Annotated in this window: 20 protein-coding genes; 10 read left to right on the top strand and 10 right to left on the bottom strand. The window is 33.0% G+C overall.

The features are described 5' to 3' along the window. Window positions 1–320: 320 nt before the first annotated feature. Window positions 321–551, bottom strand: a complete 231-nt coding sequence (locus J2T59_RS06920; protein WP_259135204.1) for a hypothetical protein — start codon at window positions 549–551, stop codon at window positions 321–323. Here J2T59_RS06920 and J2T59_RS06915 point away from each other — a divergent pair. Continuing rightward, a complete protein-coding gene (locus tag J2T59_RS06915) occupies window positions 550–1,248 on the top strand; it encodes a M23 family metallopeptidase (RefSeq protein WP_259135203.1) in 699 nt (232 codons plus the stop codon). The genes J2T59_RS06920 and J2T59_RS06915 overlap by 2 nt on opposite strands. 583 nt (window positions 1,249–1,831) lie before the next feature. On the opposite strand, the gene J2T59_RS06910 is transcribed toward J2T59_RS06915, so the two are convergent. After that, the gene (locus J2T59_RS06910) at window positions 1,832–2,674 is read right to left on the bottom strand and encodes a YihY/virulence factor BrkB family protein (protein WP_259135201.1); all 843 of its coding nucleotides are present in this window, start codon (window positions 2,672–2,674) and stop codon (window positions 1,832–1,834) included. 886 nt (window positions 2,675–3,560) lie between these two features. On the opposite strand from J2T59_RS06910, the gene J2T59_RS06905 reads away from it, so the two are divergent. The 6 genes from J2T59_RS06905 (at window position 3,561) to J2T59_RS06880 (ending at window position 8,591) form a co-directional block, all read left to right on the top strand. Continuing rightward, window positions 3,561–4,496: a prenyltransferase gene (locus J2T59_RS06905; protein ID WP_259135199.1), complete on the top strand. Its 936-nt coding sequence runs from the start codon at window positions 3,561–3,563 to the stop codon at window positions 4,494–4,496. 161 nt (window positions 4,497–4,657) lie between these two features. After that, window positions 4,658–4,837 (top strand): PLDc N-terminal domain-containing protein, encoded by a 180-nt coding sequence (locus tag J2T59_RS06900; RefSeq protein WP_259135197.1) that lies wholly within the window; start codon window positions 4,658–4,660, stop codon window positions 4,835–4,837. 177 nt (window positions 4,838–5,014) lie between these two features. Next, window positions 5,015–5,701 (top strand): LiaF transmembrane domain-containing protein, encoded by a 687-nt coding sequence (locus J2T59_RS06895; protein ID WP_374761082.1) that lies wholly within the window; start codon window positions 5,015–5,017, stop codon window positions 5,699–5,701. Window positions 5,702–5,901: 200 nt separating this feature from the next. Further along, window positions 5,902–6,480, top strand: a complete 579-nt coding sequence (locus J2T59_RS06890; RefSeq protein WP_259135195.1) for a helix-turn-helix domain-containing protein — start codon at window positions 5,902–5,904, stop codon at window positions 6,478–6,480. Window positions 6,481–6,500: 20 nt separating this feature from the next. Continuing rightward, a complete protein-coding gene (locus tag J2T59_RS06885) occupies window positions 6,501–6,929 on the top strand; it encodes an acyl-CoA thioesterase (protein WP_259135194.1) in 429 nt (142 codons plus the stop codon). Between the two features lie 60 nt (window positions 6,930–6,989). Continuing rightward, window positions 6,990–8,591 (top strand): AMP-binding protein, encoded by a 1,602-nt coding sequence (locus tag J2T59_RS06880; RefSeq protein ID WP_374761083.1) that lies wholly within the window; start codon window positions 6,990–6,992, stop codon window positions 8,589–8,591. Window positions 8,592–8,615: 24 nt separating this feature from the next. Here the strand turns inward: J2T59_RS06880 and J2T59_RS06875 are convergent, their stop codons facing one another. From J2T59_RS06875 to glgP, 7 genes are all read right to left on the bottom strand, one after another. After that, window positions 8,616–10,049, bottom strand: a complete 1,434-nt coding sequence (locus J2T59_RS06875; protein ID WP_259135192.1) for a 2-oxoacid:acceptor oxidoreductase family protein — start codon at window positions 10,047–10,049, stop codon at window positions 8,616–8,618. 1 nt (window position 10,050) lies between these two features. After that, window positions 10,051–11,112, bottom strand: coding sequence for a 3-methyl-2-oxobutanoate dehydrogenase subunit VorB (locus J2T59_RS06870; protein WP_259135191.1), 1,062 nt, complete (start codon window positions 11,110–11,112; stop codon window positions 10,051–10,053). 16 nt (window positions 11,113–11,128) lie between these two features. After that, complete coding sequence (locus J2T59_RS06865; protein WP_259135190.1) at window positions 11,129–11,362, bottom strand: 4Fe-4S dicluster domain-containing protein; 234 nt, start codon at window positions 11,360–11,362, stop codon at window positions 11,129–11,131. 71 nt (window positions 11,363–11,433) lie between these two features. Next, window positions 11,434–13,098 (bottom strand): AMP-binding protein, encoded by a 1,665-nt coding sequence (locus J2T59_RS06860; protein ID WP_259135188.1) that lies wholly within the window; start codon window positions 13,096–13,098, stop codon window positions 11,434–11,436. A gap of 36 nt (window positions 13,099–13,134) precedes the next feature. Next, window positions 13,135–13,692 (bottom strand): helix-turn-helix domain-containing protein, encoded by a 558-nt coding sequence (locus tag J2T59_RS06855; protein WP_259135186.1) that lies wholly within the window; start codon window positions 13,690–13,692, stop codon window positions 13,135–13,137. 94 nt (window positions 13,693–13,786) lie between these two features. After that, window positions 13,787–14,368: a ferric reductase-like transmembrane domain-containing protein gene (locus tag J2T59_RS06850; protein WP_259135185.1), complete on the bottom strand. Its 582-nt coding sequence runs from the start codon at window positions 14,366–14,368 to the stop codon at window positions 13,787–13,789. A 30-nt stretch (window positions 14,369–14,398) separates the two neighbouring features. Beyond that, window positions 14,399–16,075 (bottom strand): alpha-glucan family phosphorylase, encoded by a 1,677-nt coding sequence (gene glgP / locus J2T59_RS06845; RefSeq protein WP_259135183.1) that lies wholly within the window; start codon window positions 16,073–16,075, stop codon window positions 14,399–14,401. 279 nt (window positions 16,076–16,354) lie between these two features. On the opposite strand from glgP, the gene J2T59_RS06840 reads away from it, so the two are divergent. From J2T59_RS06840 to J2T59_RS06830, 3 genes are read left to right on the top strand one after another with little or no spacing between them, the layout of a single operon-like run. Then, a complete protein-coding gene (locus J2T59_RS06840; protein ID WP_259135181.1) occupies window positions 16,355–16,861 on the top strand; it encodes an ArsR family transcriptional regulator in 507 nt (168 codons plus the stop codon). After that, window positions 16,862–17,656 carry a DUF7839 domain-containing protein gene (locus J2T59_RS06835; RefSeq protein ID WP_259135179.1) on the top strand — a complete coding sequence of 265 codons (795 nt, stop codon included), beginning with the start codon at window positions 16,862–16,864 and terminating at the stop codon, window positions 17,654–17,656. It begins immediately after the preceding gene. Between the two features lie 17 nt (window positions 17,657–17,673). Further along, window positions 17,674–18,204 (top strand): metallophosphoesterase, encoded by a 531-nt coding sequence (locus J2T59_RS06830; protein WP_259135177.1) that lies wholly within the window; start codon window positions 17,674–17,676, stop codon window positions 18,202–18,204. A gap of 17 nt (window positions 18,205–18,221) precedes the next feature. Here the strand turns inward: J2T59_RS06830 and J2T59_RS06825 are convergent, their stop codons facing one another. After that, the gene (locus J2T59_RS06825; RefSeq protein WP_259135176.1) at window positions 18,222–18,455 is read right to left on the bottom strand and encodes a hypothetical protein; all 234 of its coding nucleotides are present in this window, start codon (window positions 18,453–18,455) and stop codon (window positions 18,222–18,224) included. Window positions 18,456–18,502: the final 47 nt, after the last annotated feature.

The raw sequence follows: 18,502 nt of genomic DNA, 5'->3' as shown, positions 1-18,502 counted from the left end.
TTAGTTATCTTAAATTAGATTTCAAAGCTGTTTTTTTAAGCTATACCTGCTTTGGTTAAGAGTATTTTTTGTTAGGTTTAATTAAAGCTGTTTAAGAATAATTTGAAAACTAGTATTAAAGGGTGGATTTCTTAAATCAAAAGTGTTTTTGCAAAGAATTATTTTCATTGATAAACACACACAAGTTTGATAAATCATAGTCTGCTTTTAATAGAAATGATTCCAATATTGGAGGAAATTTTTTTTAGATTCGATTTCGGAGCTGAACAAAAGAGGAGTAACACGGTGAGTACTAAAAAAAAAGTAATCAAGGTGTATTGTCAAATAAGTTCTAGATTTCGACGTATTAATTCTACAGTTGTTGGGTATCTTGGATTTATATCAGTCCCTGGTTTTTTATTCCCTTCATTACAACCGCTAACATTATGTGGGCTATTTTTCTTTTTTTGGCTATGGCCGTACATTTCGATGCTATGAACTACGCCCACAGATACTCCCCATCCTACCGATTGGATAGACTTTGGAGGTAAATCATATAATACAAAATTCATGATTACTTCAATCCTCACAATGTTCAATCCTTTCGTGCTTTTTGCCTCAATTAAACAACTTTTGGGTCATATTGCAATTTTTTTTCGATATTCGGAATCAATTCCTGGCATTGAGGAACACTCTAATAATATTGCTTACAGACTTCCTTTTGACGGCGAATGGACTGTGCTTAATGGAAATGTTGAAAAAGAACATTCACACTCGTGGTTCTTATATACTCAAAGGTATGCATATGATTTTGTCATCACAGATGAGAATGGGCGCACCCATAGAGTTTCTGGAATCTCAAATGAGGATCATTACTGCTTCGGTAAACCCATATATGCTCCTGGAGATGGAATAGTCATCGAAATGCGCACCTCTCATCATGATGCTCCTCGTCCAGGAGGATCACTGGATATTTTACAGAAAGATCTTCGAGGTAATTATGTTATTATTGATAATGGCCATGAATTCAGTGTCATTGCCCATCTAGCTTATAATAGCGTTACTGTCAACGTCGGTGACGTCGTAAAGCAGGGTACTTTGATTGGTTACTGTGGAAACTCGGAAACTCTACAGAACCACATCTCCATTTTCATATTCAGGATCATCCAAAGTTCTTCCTGGGAATGGGTTTACCTATCCTATTTAAGTCAATTGAGATTCATACTCCTAAAACTAATTCTACCGTGTTCAAAGAAAAAAGCTACGTGAGTGCAGGTCAAAGAGTCCAATACATTAAAGAATTCAGATGACATATAGTGAAATTTGTTTTTTTACACTTTAGTATTATTGGTCATTAAATAACTATTCAGCCTATGACAAATAAAAAATTGATTCTCATTTGACTGAAATCATAGGGATTTTAGGATGAAAATTTTTGAACAAAAAAAGCAACCACAAGCTGCAGTTAATCTAAATAAATTATAGATTATTTATGCATTAACCTTTTACTAAGGTGTTATAACTATCGATTTTTTCAGGGTTAATAGTTCCTACTCTATTAAAAATTATACAACAATAATTCCTAATACCCTACTTTTTTTGCATAAAAATCAATAACAACATGCAAAGACTTGTTTTCTAAAGCAAGCAGACATCCCATGCCCTACAAATATTGCAAACAAAACCTACAATAACTCCAAATAATGAACCTATTAAACCTAATAACAATTCATATGTCATCGATTAAGTGATGAATTCTAATAATCTACTTCAAGATTATAAATTTCTCAGTCTAATCTATTGTTATAAAAATAAAATTGAATAATAAATTTTTTTTTAATCTTAGAATACTTCACAGTTTATGCATGTAATCATACTCTTCATATATTTTTGTAAATTCTATCATAATGGTCACAATAACTGAAATAAAGAATACCCAGAGAAAGATAGCAATTAGGGATCCTATACTACCATAAAGTCCAGTTGGGTTAGCATGCATTAGATATATACTGAAAACATATTTACCTAAGGTCATTAGTCCAGCTGTAAGGAAACTACTTGGGATAATGAATTTATACTCCATTTTTATGTCCGGGAGTACTCTGTAAAGGTAAGCCAAAAAGAGTGAAACAATTATAAAATTCAATATTGAAGTTAGTGCTTGCACTGTCCAAGATGATATTGGTAAAATTTGTCCAATTTCTGGTAAAACAGTAGAAAATATTAATTCAAATATAGTTACCATAAATACAAAAAAAGTAAACACTAATACCGTAATTAAAGCAGTTTTTCTTTTTCCTATAGCTTTTTCATACCAGCTTTTTTCTTCATGAGATACACCCCACATAATATTAATTGTCTTCTGCAATTGTAGGAAAAGGTTAGTTGATATCCACAAAAATAAAATAAAACTTATTAGCAAACTAAAAGTGATGATATTAGTATTCGGAATGTGCTGGAAAATAATATGCAACAAGTTAATTGTTGATTGAGTTGCAATAGGAGAAATAAAATGTATAATTGACTCTTGTATTACCTTTTCCTTCAAAAAAAAGCTGCTTATAGATATCACAAATAATATCAATGCAGGAAAACTCATTAGAATCATAAAAGAAAGTGCTGCACTATAAGTGATACCATCATCATACCTCCACTTATGCACTGTTTTTTCAAAAATTTCTATTATTTTTTTCATGGAATCAATTTTTTAACCTTTTTTATATATGATTCATAAATTATTTTAACATAGTCCCATTTTAATTATGTCTTTTACCAAATCTTCCACTAAGTGTCTAGTCAGCAATGTAATACAATCCTTCCATATGAATCTTAGTAATTCAAAAAACCGAATAGTTATAAACATAACCATATTGTACCAACCATCTGGTTTTAGCTTTAAATTATAGTGTGAAAATACTTAGTTATTTAGTTGCATGAAATGAAAAATTATAATTACGTCTTCTCAATGTTCTTGCTACAACATGGCATCACAGAGGAATCGTATGAAGTTAACTGGTAGGATATATCTGACCTCTCAAAATTCTCAGGTTTATAGATTAAAGGAGTTATAGAACAAAAAATCAGCAAATAAATATAACTACACAATCTCAATTTGAAAATTAATTAACAGGTTCGACAGATACTATTGGTACAAATAAATAAAGTACTACCCTTTTTTATTTTTAACTTTTAGATTGTTGATACTAGCAGCTAATATTATTAAGAACCGTTTCAATCACAATAATTTCTTACAGGGCAAAATATTTCATGGACCAACGTTTTGAGGCATGATAGTTTTAAAAAAAGTGATATTTTCATGAAATATTTGCCCTGATATATTTAAAAACTACACACTTTAGAGATTAAGCCCATTTGTTAAATAGAAATAAGAACTTAATTTTCTAATTTATACTCTGAATAATTGCTACACGAATATATGTTAAAATATTTTTATAAATCATTATTATTTGTATATAAGCTAACTATTTATAAGATAAAAGCAGTTTTTTGTTAGTTTGTTAGTTATATGAATCAATCTAAAATTGTGCTTGCAGTAAGTGGATAAAAATATATTAAGATACATGAAATCAATTGAACCTACTTTTTTTAACCTTGTGAGAGGACATGGCCTCATTGCAATGTTAGCCCCTCTTCTAATAAGTACATCCACTACCTATATGATAACAAATGAGATATATATCCTGAATTTTTTTCTAGCATGCATTGTGGGGTTTAGTCTACACATATCTATGAATGTTTATAACGATATCTACGATACCAAACAAGGCTCAGATACACTAGAATCCAGCAAAAATCTTTTCAGTGGTGGTTCTGCATATTTAATAACTTACCCTAATTTAGAACAAAAAATGTTTTTCATCGCAAGAACTGGAATTATACTTGCATTTTTTGGAATATTAGGACTTCTTTTTGTTTCAGATAGTGAATTATGGCCTATATTTATCTTTATTTTTATCACTGCAACTTTTTTAAGCAAGTATTATACAGCATCTCCCATTAAATTTGCATATCGTGGATTAGGAGAAATTGTTGTTTGGTTTGGATTTGGGCCACTTGCTGTATTATTAGGAGCAGCTGCACAGGGCATAGTCATCCATCCTCTAATTTTTGCAATAATGCCTCTTACAGGAATTAGCACATTAATCTTTTCATTAAGTGGTGAAATGGTTGATCGCCCTTATGATATTAAAGCTGGTAAGAATGGTCTTGTAATCCGAATTGGCGTTAAAAAAAGCATTGTCATAGTTCTTTTATTGCATATACTTTTAATCTTAAATATTGCAATAATATCAACCTTAATAGAAAACAAAGGTTGGTACTTATTTTTGTTCCTCATGCCTTACTTTTTGTTACTACCTAAAACCTTCTCGTTCCTATTAAAAGGAGTAGATGATAGAGTAAACTTAGTTAAAGGAGCTAAATTCAACTTCACTACATTTGTAGTTTTTTCAATGATGAGCATAATTGGGTTTATTACATTAGCTTATATCCAATAAAAATAACACTATAAAATTAACTAGAATATTAGAACTATACTGTATTTTATTTCTATAATAATCACAACCATATTTATTTTTATTAATTAGTGTTAAAAGCAAAATCCATTGAGATAATTATTTATAAGGCATAGACTAAGTTCTAAATGGAGGTTTAAAAAATGCTTTCAACTATCTGGAGTTTAATTGTACTTTTTTCAGTTATATGGGTAGTATATGATGTATTAACTCAGAATACAGGACTGAAGCCTATTATGAAGGTTGTATGGATTCTTGCAGCTCTTTTATTTGGCATTATAGGCGCCATAGCATATTACTTCTTAGGGAAGAAAAAATTATGAAAAGGTCATATCTATAACTTTATTATTTTTAATGCATGCTATTTAAAAGAAAAATTAAGCATTAGTGACAACTAAAATCTTAATTGAGTGCTTTTTCTTTCAATTTAGAAGATTTATTATACTTATATCACAATCTATTTCCGTTAAAAATAACGAAGATTTGGTGGATTTCATAATATGAAGAAAATATCTTATCAACTAATTTTTGGTATAATTATAATCACAACTGGCTTTTTTCTCCTATTAGAAACTACTAGCATCTATGACACTAGTAATTTTGTTTTATTTATTCCATCTTTGTTTGTAATATATGGGCTGTATATCTTAATAGCAAGTAAATTTAGAAGATTTGTAAGTTCTTTATTAATTATATTATTATTTGGTCTTTTTCAATTGTATCTATTGGACATTTTAACAGCTACTTTGATAGTTGATTGGTCGCCTTTAGTTTTAATCTTCTTTGGTCTCTGGATAGTAATTAAAAAGTTTACGAGCAAACAAAATTCAAGTAATGATATGAATAATAATGACAGCGTGAATATGTCTAGTATTTTTGGAAATATTGAAATGATTAACGCTTCCAATAATTTTAAGGGTGGTAACATCAAATCGATTTTTGGAGCTTGTGATCTTAACTTGAAACTTGCTGAAACTGAAAATACAGCAGAAATTAAAGCTACTGTTATATTTGGAAGTGGTGAAATAATAGTCCCAAAAAACTGGAATATAAATATTGATTTAGTCCCTTTTTTTGCTGGGCTAAAAGATAATAGGTCTTTCATCAATACAGATAACAAAAAAGTTGATCTGATCATTACAGGAATAGTAGCTTTTGGTGAAATATCTCTAAAAAACGAATCTTAACAATAATAGGCCATTGGTTCATTATCCATAGAACTTTTGCTATTGATAAGGCAATAAGTTTATTTTACCTTTTTTTAAGTTGATATTTTTTTAACAAAAATTGTTTTTTTTTACTTCAATTAAATAAAAATGAAAACCTTATTTACGTATAATTAAAATTTGGCTTATACTAATAATATTAATTTAAAGAGGATGATTTAATGGAAAAATACAATTATGTAGGCGCAAAAGTTCGGCAATTACGGGAAGAACGAGAGATGAAACTAGAGGATCTTGCACATTCAAGTCAATGCTGTGTTGAACTAATTGAACAAATTGAAAATGGAAGTCTTATTCCTTCATTATCCCCATTGTTACAAATATCAAGAGGATTAGGAGTAAGGTTAGGTACACTCTTAGATGGTGCAGAACAAGATGGACCTATAATAACTACCTATGACAGTTCTCACAATGTAATGAGATTTTCAGGTAACACCTCTAATAACAACAGGCCAGCTTTAGAGTTCTATTCTCTTGCTGCCGACAAAAAAGATAGACATATGGAGCCTTTTTTAATTGATATTAAGTCTTTAAACGATAAAAATATTAATCTATCTTCTCATGAAGGTGAAGAATTCATTTTTGTTCTAGAAGGAGAGATTGAAATTGTGTATGGAAAAGATAAGTTTAACCTAAAAAAAGGAGATAGTATTTATTATGATTCGGTTGTCCCTCATAATTTGTACTCTACAAAAGAAGATGGTGCAAAGATAATTGCTATCATATACACCCCATTCTAATCAATACTAGGAGATAAAATATGTTCACTTTAACAGTCACACCACGTTTTGGAGATATTGATGGGTTAGGTCATATTAATAACACTGTTCTTCCGGGATGGTTTGAAACTGCTAGAAATCCGATTTTTAGAATATTTACACCTGACTTAGATTTAGGCGAAGATAAATGGAAACTTATCATGGTTAGGATGGAATTCGATTTTTTAGGTGAAATGTTCTTCGATGGTGATGTAGAAATTAAAACATATATCTTAAAAATAGGTAATACGTCTTTTACGATTGGACATGAAGCATGGCAGCACAATAAATTGAAAGTAAGGGGTAAAGCTGTAATTGTTCATTATGATTTCAAGGAAGAGATGTCTATTCCTATTCAAGGTGAATGCAGAAAGCGGTTAGAGAGCCATTTAGTTCCTGAAAATAACACTACCTGGGATTCTATAAAATGATTTTTGGAGTTAGATATTTTGAAATTCAAAGATGAAACAATTACCGATATTTTTGAAGAAATGGTGAAAATCGATCCGGAACATGAATTTATAGTTTATCCAGATCGAAATTTGAGGTTCACATATAGTGATTTCAAAGAGCGGGTAGATAAATTAGCTAAAGGGCTGTTAGCAATCGGATTACGTAAAGGAAATCACTTAGGAATATGGGCACGTAATGTTCCTGATTGGTTGACATTTTTGTTTGCAACTGCAAAGATTGGAGTAGTGCTTGTTACTGTTAACACAGCTTATAGAAGCCACGAAATAGCTTATGTGATAAAACAATCAGATATGAAAGCACTTGCTATAATTGATGGGTTTAGAGACATTAATTATATCGAAACCATTTATGAACTAATCCCCGAAATTAAAAAGAGTAAAAGAGGAAATCTGCAGAGCAAAGATTTTCCATTCCTTAAAAATGTAATTTTCATAGGACAAGAAAAACATCGAGGAATGTACAATACAAACGAGCTATTATTACTTGGAAGCACTGTAAATGATGATGAATTGACACGTATTTCAAGTTCGTTGAAAAGTGATGATGTAATTAATATGCAATATACCTCCGGTACTACGGGATTCCCAAAAGGAGTTATGTTAACACATAAGAATATCTTAAACAATGGTTATTATATTGGTGAGCGACAAAAATTTACAGAAATTGATAAGTTATGTTTACCGGTACCTTTATTCCACTGCTTTGGAATAGTTCTAGGAGTCTTAGCAACATTAACACATCGAGGTACATTAGTAATGATTGAGAACTTTGATCCCCTGATGGTTCTTGCAGCAGTCCAAAAGGAAAAATGTACTGCACTTTACGGAGTGCCTACAATGTTCATCGCAGAATTCTCTCATCCAATGTTTGAGTTATTTGACCTTTCATCACTGAGAACAGGAATTATGGCAGGTTCCCCGTGTCCAACTGAAGCTATGAAAAAAGTAATGACTGATATGCATTGTGATGAAATAACTATTGCATATGGATTAACAGAAGCTTCACCGGTATTCACACAAACCAGTACAGATGACCCTATCGAAAAAAGAGTGAACACAGTAGGGACAGCATTACCTGAAATAGATGTTAAGGTGATAGATACAGATACCGGTGAAGAGCTAGGTCCTAATCAACCTGGGGAGATTTGTTGTCGAGGTTATAATGTTATGAAAGGATATTATAAGATGCCTGATATGACTAAAAAAACAATTGATTCTGAAGGATGGTTACACAGTGGAGACCTAGCTATTATGGATGAAGATGGTTATTATAGTATCACTGGTAGAATAAAAGACATGATCATACGTGGTGGAGAAAACATTTATCCAAAGGAGATTGAAGAATTCTTATATACAGTCCCTGGAGTCAAAGATGCTCAAGTTGTCGGTATACCTGATGAGAAATATGGTGAAATTGTAGGGGCATTTGTCATATTAAATGATGATTCTGGTATAAATGCCTCTGATATCAGGGACTATGCTCGCACTAAAATTGCTAGGTACAAAGTACCAAAACATATTTTTATTGTGAATGAATATCCCATGACTGCTAGTGGGAAAGTTCAAAAATTTAAGTTAAGAGAATTAGCACAAGAACTAATTAAACAAAAAAAGGCATAATAAACTTGGCTTAAAAGCCAAGTTTCATTTGATGTTTTTTTCAGCCCATTTTACTGCCGCATTTAACACTTTTTTATTTAGCGGTATGAGCTTAGGTTTGTTTATAAAAGTTTCATCAAGTGCTTTATTAAAAGCTTCTGGTGGAAGTTTAGTTCTACCTGTGGCTAACATTATGCCTAACATCGCAGTATTAGCACCTTTTTTAGATCCAGCATCCATTGCAATTTTGGTTGCAGGTACTGATATCGATTTGATTCCCTCAGGAATAATATGGTCACAGTTACCTACTGTTGAATCATAAATTATTACACCATCTTTTTTAACATCTGAAGCGAATTTTTCCAATGAGGGCTGGTTAAAAGCAACTAGAATATCGGGTTCGTATACAATAGGCGAGCCTATAGCCTCACCTGATATAACTACCGAGCAATTGGAAGTACCCCCCCTTTGTTCAGGACCATATGATGGATACCATGAAACGTGGTACTGTTCATCACAAGCAGCTCTAGCAACCATTAATCCCATACTCAGCACCCCTTGCCCACCAAATCCAGCTATCTTTATACCTATATCACCAAAATTAGGAGTGTCTACGGAGTCAAGTGATGAATCTTTTTCAAGATTAAATATATTGTCCAAAGATTTTTTTGAAAAATCACTTGCTCCTCTAAACAAAGGAACTGTGCAATCTGATATATCTCTAAAATTCTTTAAAGGAAATTCCTTTTCAACTTGATTATTAATGAACCTAATACTTTCTTCACTACTTTGTCTTAGGTTTGTAGGACATGCTGCTAAAATTTCAACAAAAGCATACCCTTTACTTTCCTTTTGAACTTTTAAAGCTTTACTTATAGCTTTTTTAGCTTTTCTGATATGACCTATATCAGAAACTGATACCCTTTCAATAAAAACAGGTGCTTTCAGCTCGTTTAAGAGTTCAGCCATATGTAATGGATAACCAGCCTGTTCTGCAGTTCTACCTTCGGGACAAGTAACGGTTTTTTCTCCTATCATTGTAGTTGGAGCCATTTGTCCACCTGTCATGCCATAAACAGTATTGTTCACAAAGAACACAGCTACCTTTTCACCACGGTTTGCTGTTTGTATTGTTTCATTAAGACCAATTGATGCAAGATCTCCATCACCTTGATATGCCATTACAACAGCATCGTCTCTTGCCCTAGACATCCCTGTACCTACAGCAGGAGCCCGGCCATGAGCTACTTGAAGGTTTCCACAATCAAAGTAATAATAAGCGAACACTGCACAACCTACTGGGCTAATCATCACACTCCTGTCCTGTATATCAAGCTCATCCATTGCTTCTGCTATTAATTTGTGTATTATTCCATGACCACAACCAGGACAATAATGTGTTGCAGTTGGAGCAGCTCCACCTTTACGAGCAAATTCTGAATACATAGAGTCAGGTCTTTTAATAACTTTTTCTGCCATTTTAATTCTCCCTATCTGCAACTTCATATACTTTTTTCATAACCCCATCTAAAGTGACTATATTTCCACCCATTCGATTAACCAGCTCTACTGGTCTACTATACATTATAGACGCAAGGATATCCTCTCTCATCTGGCCATTACTCATTTCTACTGAAATAAAAGTACATTTTCTAGATCTAGCAAGTTCTAATAATTCTTTTCCAGGGAATGGAAACAGAGTTTTTGGTCTAAAAAGACCCACTTCAATTCCATCTTGTCTTGCAACATCGACAGCAGACCTACATATACGGCTACTGATACCATAAGATACTAGAATTATCGATGCATCTTTTATTTTATACTCCTCGTAATCAAATTCCGAGTTTTGTATGACATCATACTTCTCCTGCAATTGAAAGTTAAACTCTTCAAGTTGATCAAAATCAAGGAAAATTGAACTTACCAAATTGTGTTTAGTTTCAGCATTACCGCAAACTGCCCATGATTCATCAGGTTCTGGTGATATAGATTTTTCTGGAAACTTTAATGGTTCCACCATTTGACCTAATACGCCATCTGAAAGTACAAAGGCAGGATTTAGATATTTAAAAGAGAGGTCAAATGCCTGAATTGTCATATCACACATTTCCTGTACTGAGTTTGGTGCTAATACGATATTTTTAAAGTTACCATGTCCACCACCTTTTACCACTTGAGTATAATCACCCTGTTCTGGTCCAATATTTCCAAGTCCAGGACCTGCTCTCATTATATCAACAATGACAGCTGGTAATTCAGAACCCGCTAAATATGAGATACCTTCTTGCTTTAGACTTATACCCGGTCCAGAAGATGCCGTCATACTTCTATGTCCTGCAGCTGCTGCACCATATACCATATTAATAGCAGCTTCCTCAGATTCTGCTTGAACAAATTTTCTACCTACTTTCGGAAAATGAGCAGAAGCTTCATGTAATATTTCACTTGCAGGAGTTATAGGGTAACCAAAAAAGCAGTCGCATCCTGCATAAAGTGCTCCGATAATAACTGCAGTGTTGCCTTTTATTAATTGTGTAGCCATAATTAATCTCCAAAAATCAATTTTTCCTTTTAACTGGTATGTGTACCTCTATAGCAGATGGTTCTGGGCACGTATAATAGCAATTAGCGCAGCCTGTACAGCCCTCCCCAGAATATACTATGTAGTGATATCCACGTTCATTTAGATCACTGCTAAGGGAAAGTACATCTTTTGGACAATCTATGACACATCGTCCACATCCTTTACATTCAACTATATGTATTACTGGATAAGCATCGTTAGAACTCATAAAATCTACCACTTTAAATATTAGCAAAAGGGTAATATCAAATAAAGAATCTAAAATTTATCACTTTTACTTTAATTATCATATGATCTAATTTCAACACGTCTAATCTTTCCACTGATTGTTTTGGGTAATTCAGTAACAAACTCAATTACACGAGGATATTTGTATGGTGCAGTTACACTTTTCACATGTTCTTGAAGTTCCTTTTTAAGTTCCTCGGAGGGTGTATAACCACTTGATAGCACAATAGATGCTTTAATCACATGTCCTCTGATTTCATCTGGAACGCCGGTAATTGCACACTCTAGTACTGAAGGATGTTCTATCAAAGCACTTTCTACTTCAAATGGACCAACCCTATATCCAGATGTTTTTATGATATCATCGGCCCTGCCAACAAACCAATAATACCCGTCTTCATCCATCCATGCCATATCACCAGTATAATAATATCCATGTTTCCAAACATTTTTAGTTTTTTCAGGATCTGCACGGTACCCGCAGAATATACCTATAGGATTGTTTTTTTTCGTGTTCACTACTATCTCCCCTTCTTCTCCAACATCACAATGTTTACCCTCAGAGTTTAATAATTCAATATTATATTCAGGAGATGGTCGGCCCATAGAACCTGGTTTAGGTTCCATCCATGGAAATGTAGCTATGCTGACCACTGTTTCTGTTTGTCCAAAACCTTCCATCAGTTTGATACCCGTATGATCATAGAATTTCTGGAAAACTTCTGGATTTAGTGGTTCCCCAGCAACAACACAATACTTTAAGCTACTAAAATCATACTCATTTAAATTTTCACGTATTAAGAACCTATAGATAGTTGGAGGAGCACAGAAGGTATTAACACCATATTTTCCTGCTCTTGCTAAAAGGTTCTTAGCATTGAATTTATCATAGTCATAAACAAATACAGCACTGCCACAAATCCATTGACCATAAATAGTACCCCAAACACATTTAGCCCATCCTGAATCAGCTACTGTATAATGTAGCCCATTCTCTTCAACATTTTGCCAGTACTTTGCAGTTATTATGTGCCCTAATGGATATGCAAAATTGTGTTCTACCATCTTTGGAAGCCCAGTAGTACCCGATGAAAAGTACATCAAAGAAATATCACTATTATTAGTTGCTTGGTCACCAGTGGGTCTTTCAAACTTTTCTGATGCATCATCCAATTCCTTACTGAAATTAATCCAGTCTTCACGTTCACCTGAAAAAACTGCTTTATATTCTATTATACCTTTAGTCTCTTCATCAGCCTCATCAATTTGATCAAGTAGGTTGTCATCATGTACACTGATAATCATTTTGATATTACCATGCTCAAATCGATACTTTAAGTCTTTAGAAGTTAGCATATGAGTCCCTGGAACTGCTATTGCACCAATTTTATGTAGCCCTAACAGACAAAACCAAAATTCATATCTGCTCTTTAATGTCAACATGACATTATCGCCTTTCTTAATACCAAATTTTTTGAATACATTAGCAGCTTTATTACTAAAAGATTCTAAATCCTTGAAAGTAAATTTCATTTCTTCATTATTATCATTACACCAAACCATAGCTACCTTATGAGGATCCTTTTTCGCGTACACATCTACTACATCATATGCAAAATTGAAGTTATCTGGAACTATTATGTGTAAATTGTTTTTGAAGTCTTCATATGAATCAAATTCCGACCATTTTACAAATTTATCTAACATTGTAGACATTCTTTTTTCACCCGTAATTTTAAAAATATACCTAGATTATAGGATTATTGCTAAAAACTTAGCTGGTTTACCATCAAGTGCTTCCATTGCATGTCCATAATTGGAGTCAAAAAATAAAGAATCCCCTTCATTTAAAATAATCTCATTATTATGGATATATACTTTTAATCTACCTTGTAATACATAATTGAACTCTTGTCCAGGATGATGGTTAATAGAAGGACTCGTATTTCCAGGCTTTGGATCAACAGTAACTATAAATGGTTCTGCTTTCTTATGAATCATATTAGATGCTAGGTTTTGATAATCGTACTGTTCTCGTCTCTGAACACTTACACCTTTATCTTTTCTGGTGACTGTAAAAATATGCATTTTGGGATCTTCACCTGTTAATAGCACAGACATATCGACATTCAACTTTTGTGAAATCTCTAATAACATACTAGCCGGAATGTCTTCATTACCGTTTTCAATATCTATATAGGTTTGAAGTGGTATATCCAAAAATTCTGCCATTTCTTCAATTGAAATATTGGATAGTTTACGCAATTCTTGTATCCGTAAAGAAATTTCTTGCAATTTTTCTTTTTTCATAATATAACCTGTTTACTAGTAAATCATTTAAATGGAATAATAAAGAACCAAATTTAGAGAAATAATAATATTATTTATATCTTTATATTCTAAGTTATTTTCTCTTATCGAAAAATATGTAAATTACAACAATTCCCATCAAAATATACAATATACCAAGTGGATTATTGAAAGATAGGTCTGTGCCTATTAACAGTCCATGTATCAAAGCAAATAAAATCGCAACATAGTTAACTAAATGTATCTGTTTCCAAGTTACTTTTAGTCTTGCCCTATAGATACCAGCTAAAGCACCAATCATAAACAAATACAAAGCAGGCCTTCCAGCAAGTTCTAGAAAGGTTTCTAGTGGTGTGAATACCGGAATGAACGGTGAAAGACTGCCTACCTTTAAAGAAAAGGCCAAGGGATGAACTAAAATGAGTATTACTCCAGTGTATGCAAAATAATGATGGACTTTCAAAAACGGTTTACCTACTATTTTTTTAATCTCTGTCATATATTCAGTCATAACAATGGCTAGAAACAAGCTCATGAAACCAAACAAGGCTGAACCCCTTATAACTATCTCCAAGATATTCCCAGGGTTAAGATACATAGTATAAATGATCATGATTGCAATGACCATTATTCCTCCGTAAAAAAGAGACCTCTTCTTATCATTATCCTCTGTCACAATAAATAAACTCCTTAGATATTATTTGTTTTAAAGATAAGCATTTGTCACATATTGATGAACTACTCGATGACTATTAAAATAATAAGCTATCATCCCAATAGAGTTGTTCATAATTCTAATCCATCTATTTCTAGAGTGATAATATCCCGGAACAATCACATATTCAAGTTTATTGTAAAAATCATCATGCTCAAGTTTTTTTACTTGTTCATGGCTCCAATTTTCACTCGGATGTGGTCCTATTGACCAACCAGTTACACCTTCTATGCAACCTTCAATCCACCATCCTGCAAGCACACTGAAATTAATGACACCATTATGAGCAGCTTTCATCCCACTTGTTCCAGAAGCCTCCAGAGGTCTTTGTGGTGTATTCAGCCATACATCAACTCCAGATGTCATCTTGGACCCCAAATCCATATCATAGTCTTCTAGATAAACTATTTTGATATCATCTTTAAGTTCATCAATTATTCTATGGATATCTCTTATAAGTTCTTTACCTTCAATATCTTTTGGATGTGCTTTGCCTGCAAAGATTATCTGGATCTTACCTCTAGCATTAATTCTTCTTAATCTATCAATATCGTGGAAAATGAACTTTGGTCTTTTATAACCTGTAGCACGCCGAGCAAAACCTAGAGTCAAGGACTCATAGTCCATACCTATATCAGTCCTATCATTAACATAGTCAATCAAAATCCTTTTAGCACTCATATGTGTTTCCCATATTTCACTATCAAGTATTCCATGCGTCCTGACAAGCAGTTCTGGCTCATTTGCCCAACCAGGTATATATTTATCATATAATTTCCTGAAACATTCACATGTCCAGGTATAGGAATGTACTCCATTTGTTATAGCTTCAATTTTATAACCCGGAAACATTTGTGCAGATATTTCTTTATGCCTCTTTGCCACTCCATTAATAAAATTAGATAAATTCAAACCAAGTAGTGTCATGTTAAGTTTATCATGCCCACCATACTTTCTCAATAACATTCGGGTCTCTTCATCTACTATCAGCTTATCTACGATATCATAACTAAACTTATCGTGACCTGCATCAACTGGAGTATGTGTCGTGAAAACACAAAGGTGTTTTACAACCTTTGCATCCATATTATTCTTTTTGAGTAGTTCTATAGTTAAAAGACCTGAATGCCCCTCATTCATATGATATTTCCTAACGCTAAACCCAAGTGCTTCAAGCATTTTAGTGCCACCCATTCCAAGAACTATTTCTTGTTTCAAACGGTACACCTGGTCTCCACCATAAAGGTAATGAGTTATTTCTCTATCCACAGGTAAATTCTCATCAATATCAGTATCTAATAAGATAATGGGTATCTTAAAACCAGTTGGTGAAACGTGTTCATAAAACCATGCTTTAATTTGTACATCCCTACCCTCAATTTGAACCGTAACCTGAGTAGATAGTTGTTTCATAAAATCTTGCGGATTCCAATCATCAGGCTTCTCAATCTGATTCCCATTTAAATCTAGTTCTTGCAAAAAATATCCTTTCTTGCTCACAAGGGTTACACCAACTAGAGGAACACTCAAATCAGCACTTGCTCTGATAGTATCACCTGCAAGTACCCCTAGACCTCCTGAATATGTCGGAATTATATTATTAAATCCAATTTCCATAGAAAAATAAGCTATTTTCTGCCCTTCCAATACTCCTTCAAAATCGTCCATTATATACCTCAGTTCATAAAAATGAAAATACATTATTTTTAGTATATGTACATAAATTGGTCAATCAATATTAAAATATTGGATATTATAAACTAATATTTAACTAATTAGATGTATATATAAGTTAATTGAAAATTGAGAAAATTAATCAGTTTACATTTGACACATCTCTACTATGTATACTTTTTTTAATCCAAGGCCAATAAAGATGCATAGAAACACAATAGTTTTATTAATCTTAAAATCCATAACTAATAGTTTGTCATAAGAGGTTTATTAATGGGAAAAAGAACTCGAATCATAAACGATCCTTCTGAATTAGTGCCATTGCTTCGAACATTTGGTTCTAGAACAAATAAAAATGTCTTTGATGCATTATCAACCAAGTGGATGACTGAAGAAGAGCTCAATGAATACCTTGGAAAAGATTCGAGCAATAGTATACTATTATTAAAAAAAAGTGGATTGATTGAAAGTCAGTGGAAAATGCCTGAGCCTGGAAAAAAACCCAGTATGGAATATCATACGTCATACTCAAAAGTTCAAACCAATTTCCAGTGTTCGTTTGAAGACTTAAGTGATATCATTATGTTGGCATTTAAACCTTATGAAGAGGTTAGTGAGGCTGTTGAAGAACTTGAAAAGCTAGTCAGCGAAGGAAACCAATCAATGAGCAATCTAACAAGGATTTTGAACAGGAGTCCACTCTACATACGTGCTGTTGCTCGTAGATCCCCAAAAATCGCTGTCATGGGGCAGAGACTTAAAATTAGTGAGGAGCTATAAATGATAAAGCTCTTGCATAGCAAGAGTGGGATTACCAAATTCCAGATACTCATTGAAATCGCTGCCCATCAACCTAATGTTCGTCAAAAAGAGATTGCTGATAAAATAGGGATTACACCGCAAGCAGTCTCAGAGTATATCAAAGAGCTTGTTAATCAAGGTTTTATTGTTTCTGCAGGTAGAGTAAAGTATAAAATAACCAAATCTGGTGTTGAATGGGTAATTGAAAATGCTGCCGAAATGAAAAAGTTTGCTCAGTTTGTCATGAGTGATATTATCAGCCATGTTTCTACATGGACTGCTATTGCTGAACATGACCTAAAAAAGGGTGAAACAGTTCATTTAGCTATGAAAAAAGGATTACTCTATGTTAATAGAACCGAAGTTAGTGAAGCTAAAGGCATAACAATATCAGATGCTTTTGAAGGTGAAGATGTGGGTGTAACCGAACTTATGGGTTACATGAACGTGGAAACTGCAAGTATTTCAATATGTAAAGTACCAAGAGTTGAAAGAGGTGGTACTAGAAACATAGATATGAGTCGACTGGAGACAATTGTTAAGTCAAAACCTTTTATTGCTTCTGTTGGTGTAGAATCTTTTATTGCTCTAAAAAAAATAGGTATTGAACCCGATGCATTATTTGGAGCAAGAGAAGCAATAATAGAAGCAGCATTTCATGGACTAGGTTCGGCAGTAGTTACAATTGATGAAGAAGTATCTTCAATTCTAAGTCGATTAGAAGCAGAAAACCTTGATTATGAACTAGTAGACCTAACATTAAATGCAGTATAAATAAATTGGAGATGCTTATGAAAATTTTAGCTATGTCTGATACTCATATAAAAGATGGGGACTCTATACCAGAGTTTCTAACTAATACTAAAGATTTTGACATGATTCTTCATGCAGGAGATTTTTCTTCTAGACAATTTTATGAGTTCCTTAACTCTACAGGTAAACTTAAAGCTGTCCATGGTAATTCAGATGAAAGGTCTATCAAAAAAACATTACCCGAAAGATTAGTCTTTGAAGTAGATGGAATTAAAATAGGTGTGGTTCATGAAGGGTCATTATCAATAAATGATACTACTGCACTAAAATATTTAGCTATGGAGATGGATGTTAAAATTTTAATCTTTGGTCATTTTCACAGACCTTTAATAGATGAAAAAGATGTGATTCTTATCTGCCCTGGTTCACCCACTAAACCGAGAATGTCTAACCCGACTTATGTTGTTATAGATATTCAAGATGGAATCCCATACTTTGAAATTCGTGAATTTGAAGGTCACTGTTGCAGTTACTTAGAATTTCTAAAAAAACTGGATGAAGAAAAATAAACTATTTTCATGTGAGTTTAGCTTTTATTGTCAACTGTTTCAATCTTAAACATTACACCCATCCCTTTAAGGCTCAGATGTACTTTATCACCAAACTCGAGAATTTCATTTACATCCACATTATCATCCCAATTATACACAAAGTCATATGAGCCTTGCATTGCCTGAAATCCTAAAGACATAAGGGCTCTATTTACCTCTGATGGTCTGGTCCCTTCACTATTGAACCACACTAAAAGATAAGTTTTCAATTTTATCACCTAACTACTAATTACAAATTACAAGTTTATTTTAGTTT

Source organism: Methanosalsum natronophilum, assembly GCF_024808815.1.
Taxonomy (GTDB): domain Archaea; phylum Halobacteriota; class Methanosarcinia; order Methanosarcinales; family Methanosarcinaceae; genus Methanosalsum; species Methanosalsum natronophilum.
The sequence above is the reverse complement of the archived record's forward strand: the minus strand, read 5'-3'. Positions and strand labels throughout refer to the sequence as shown.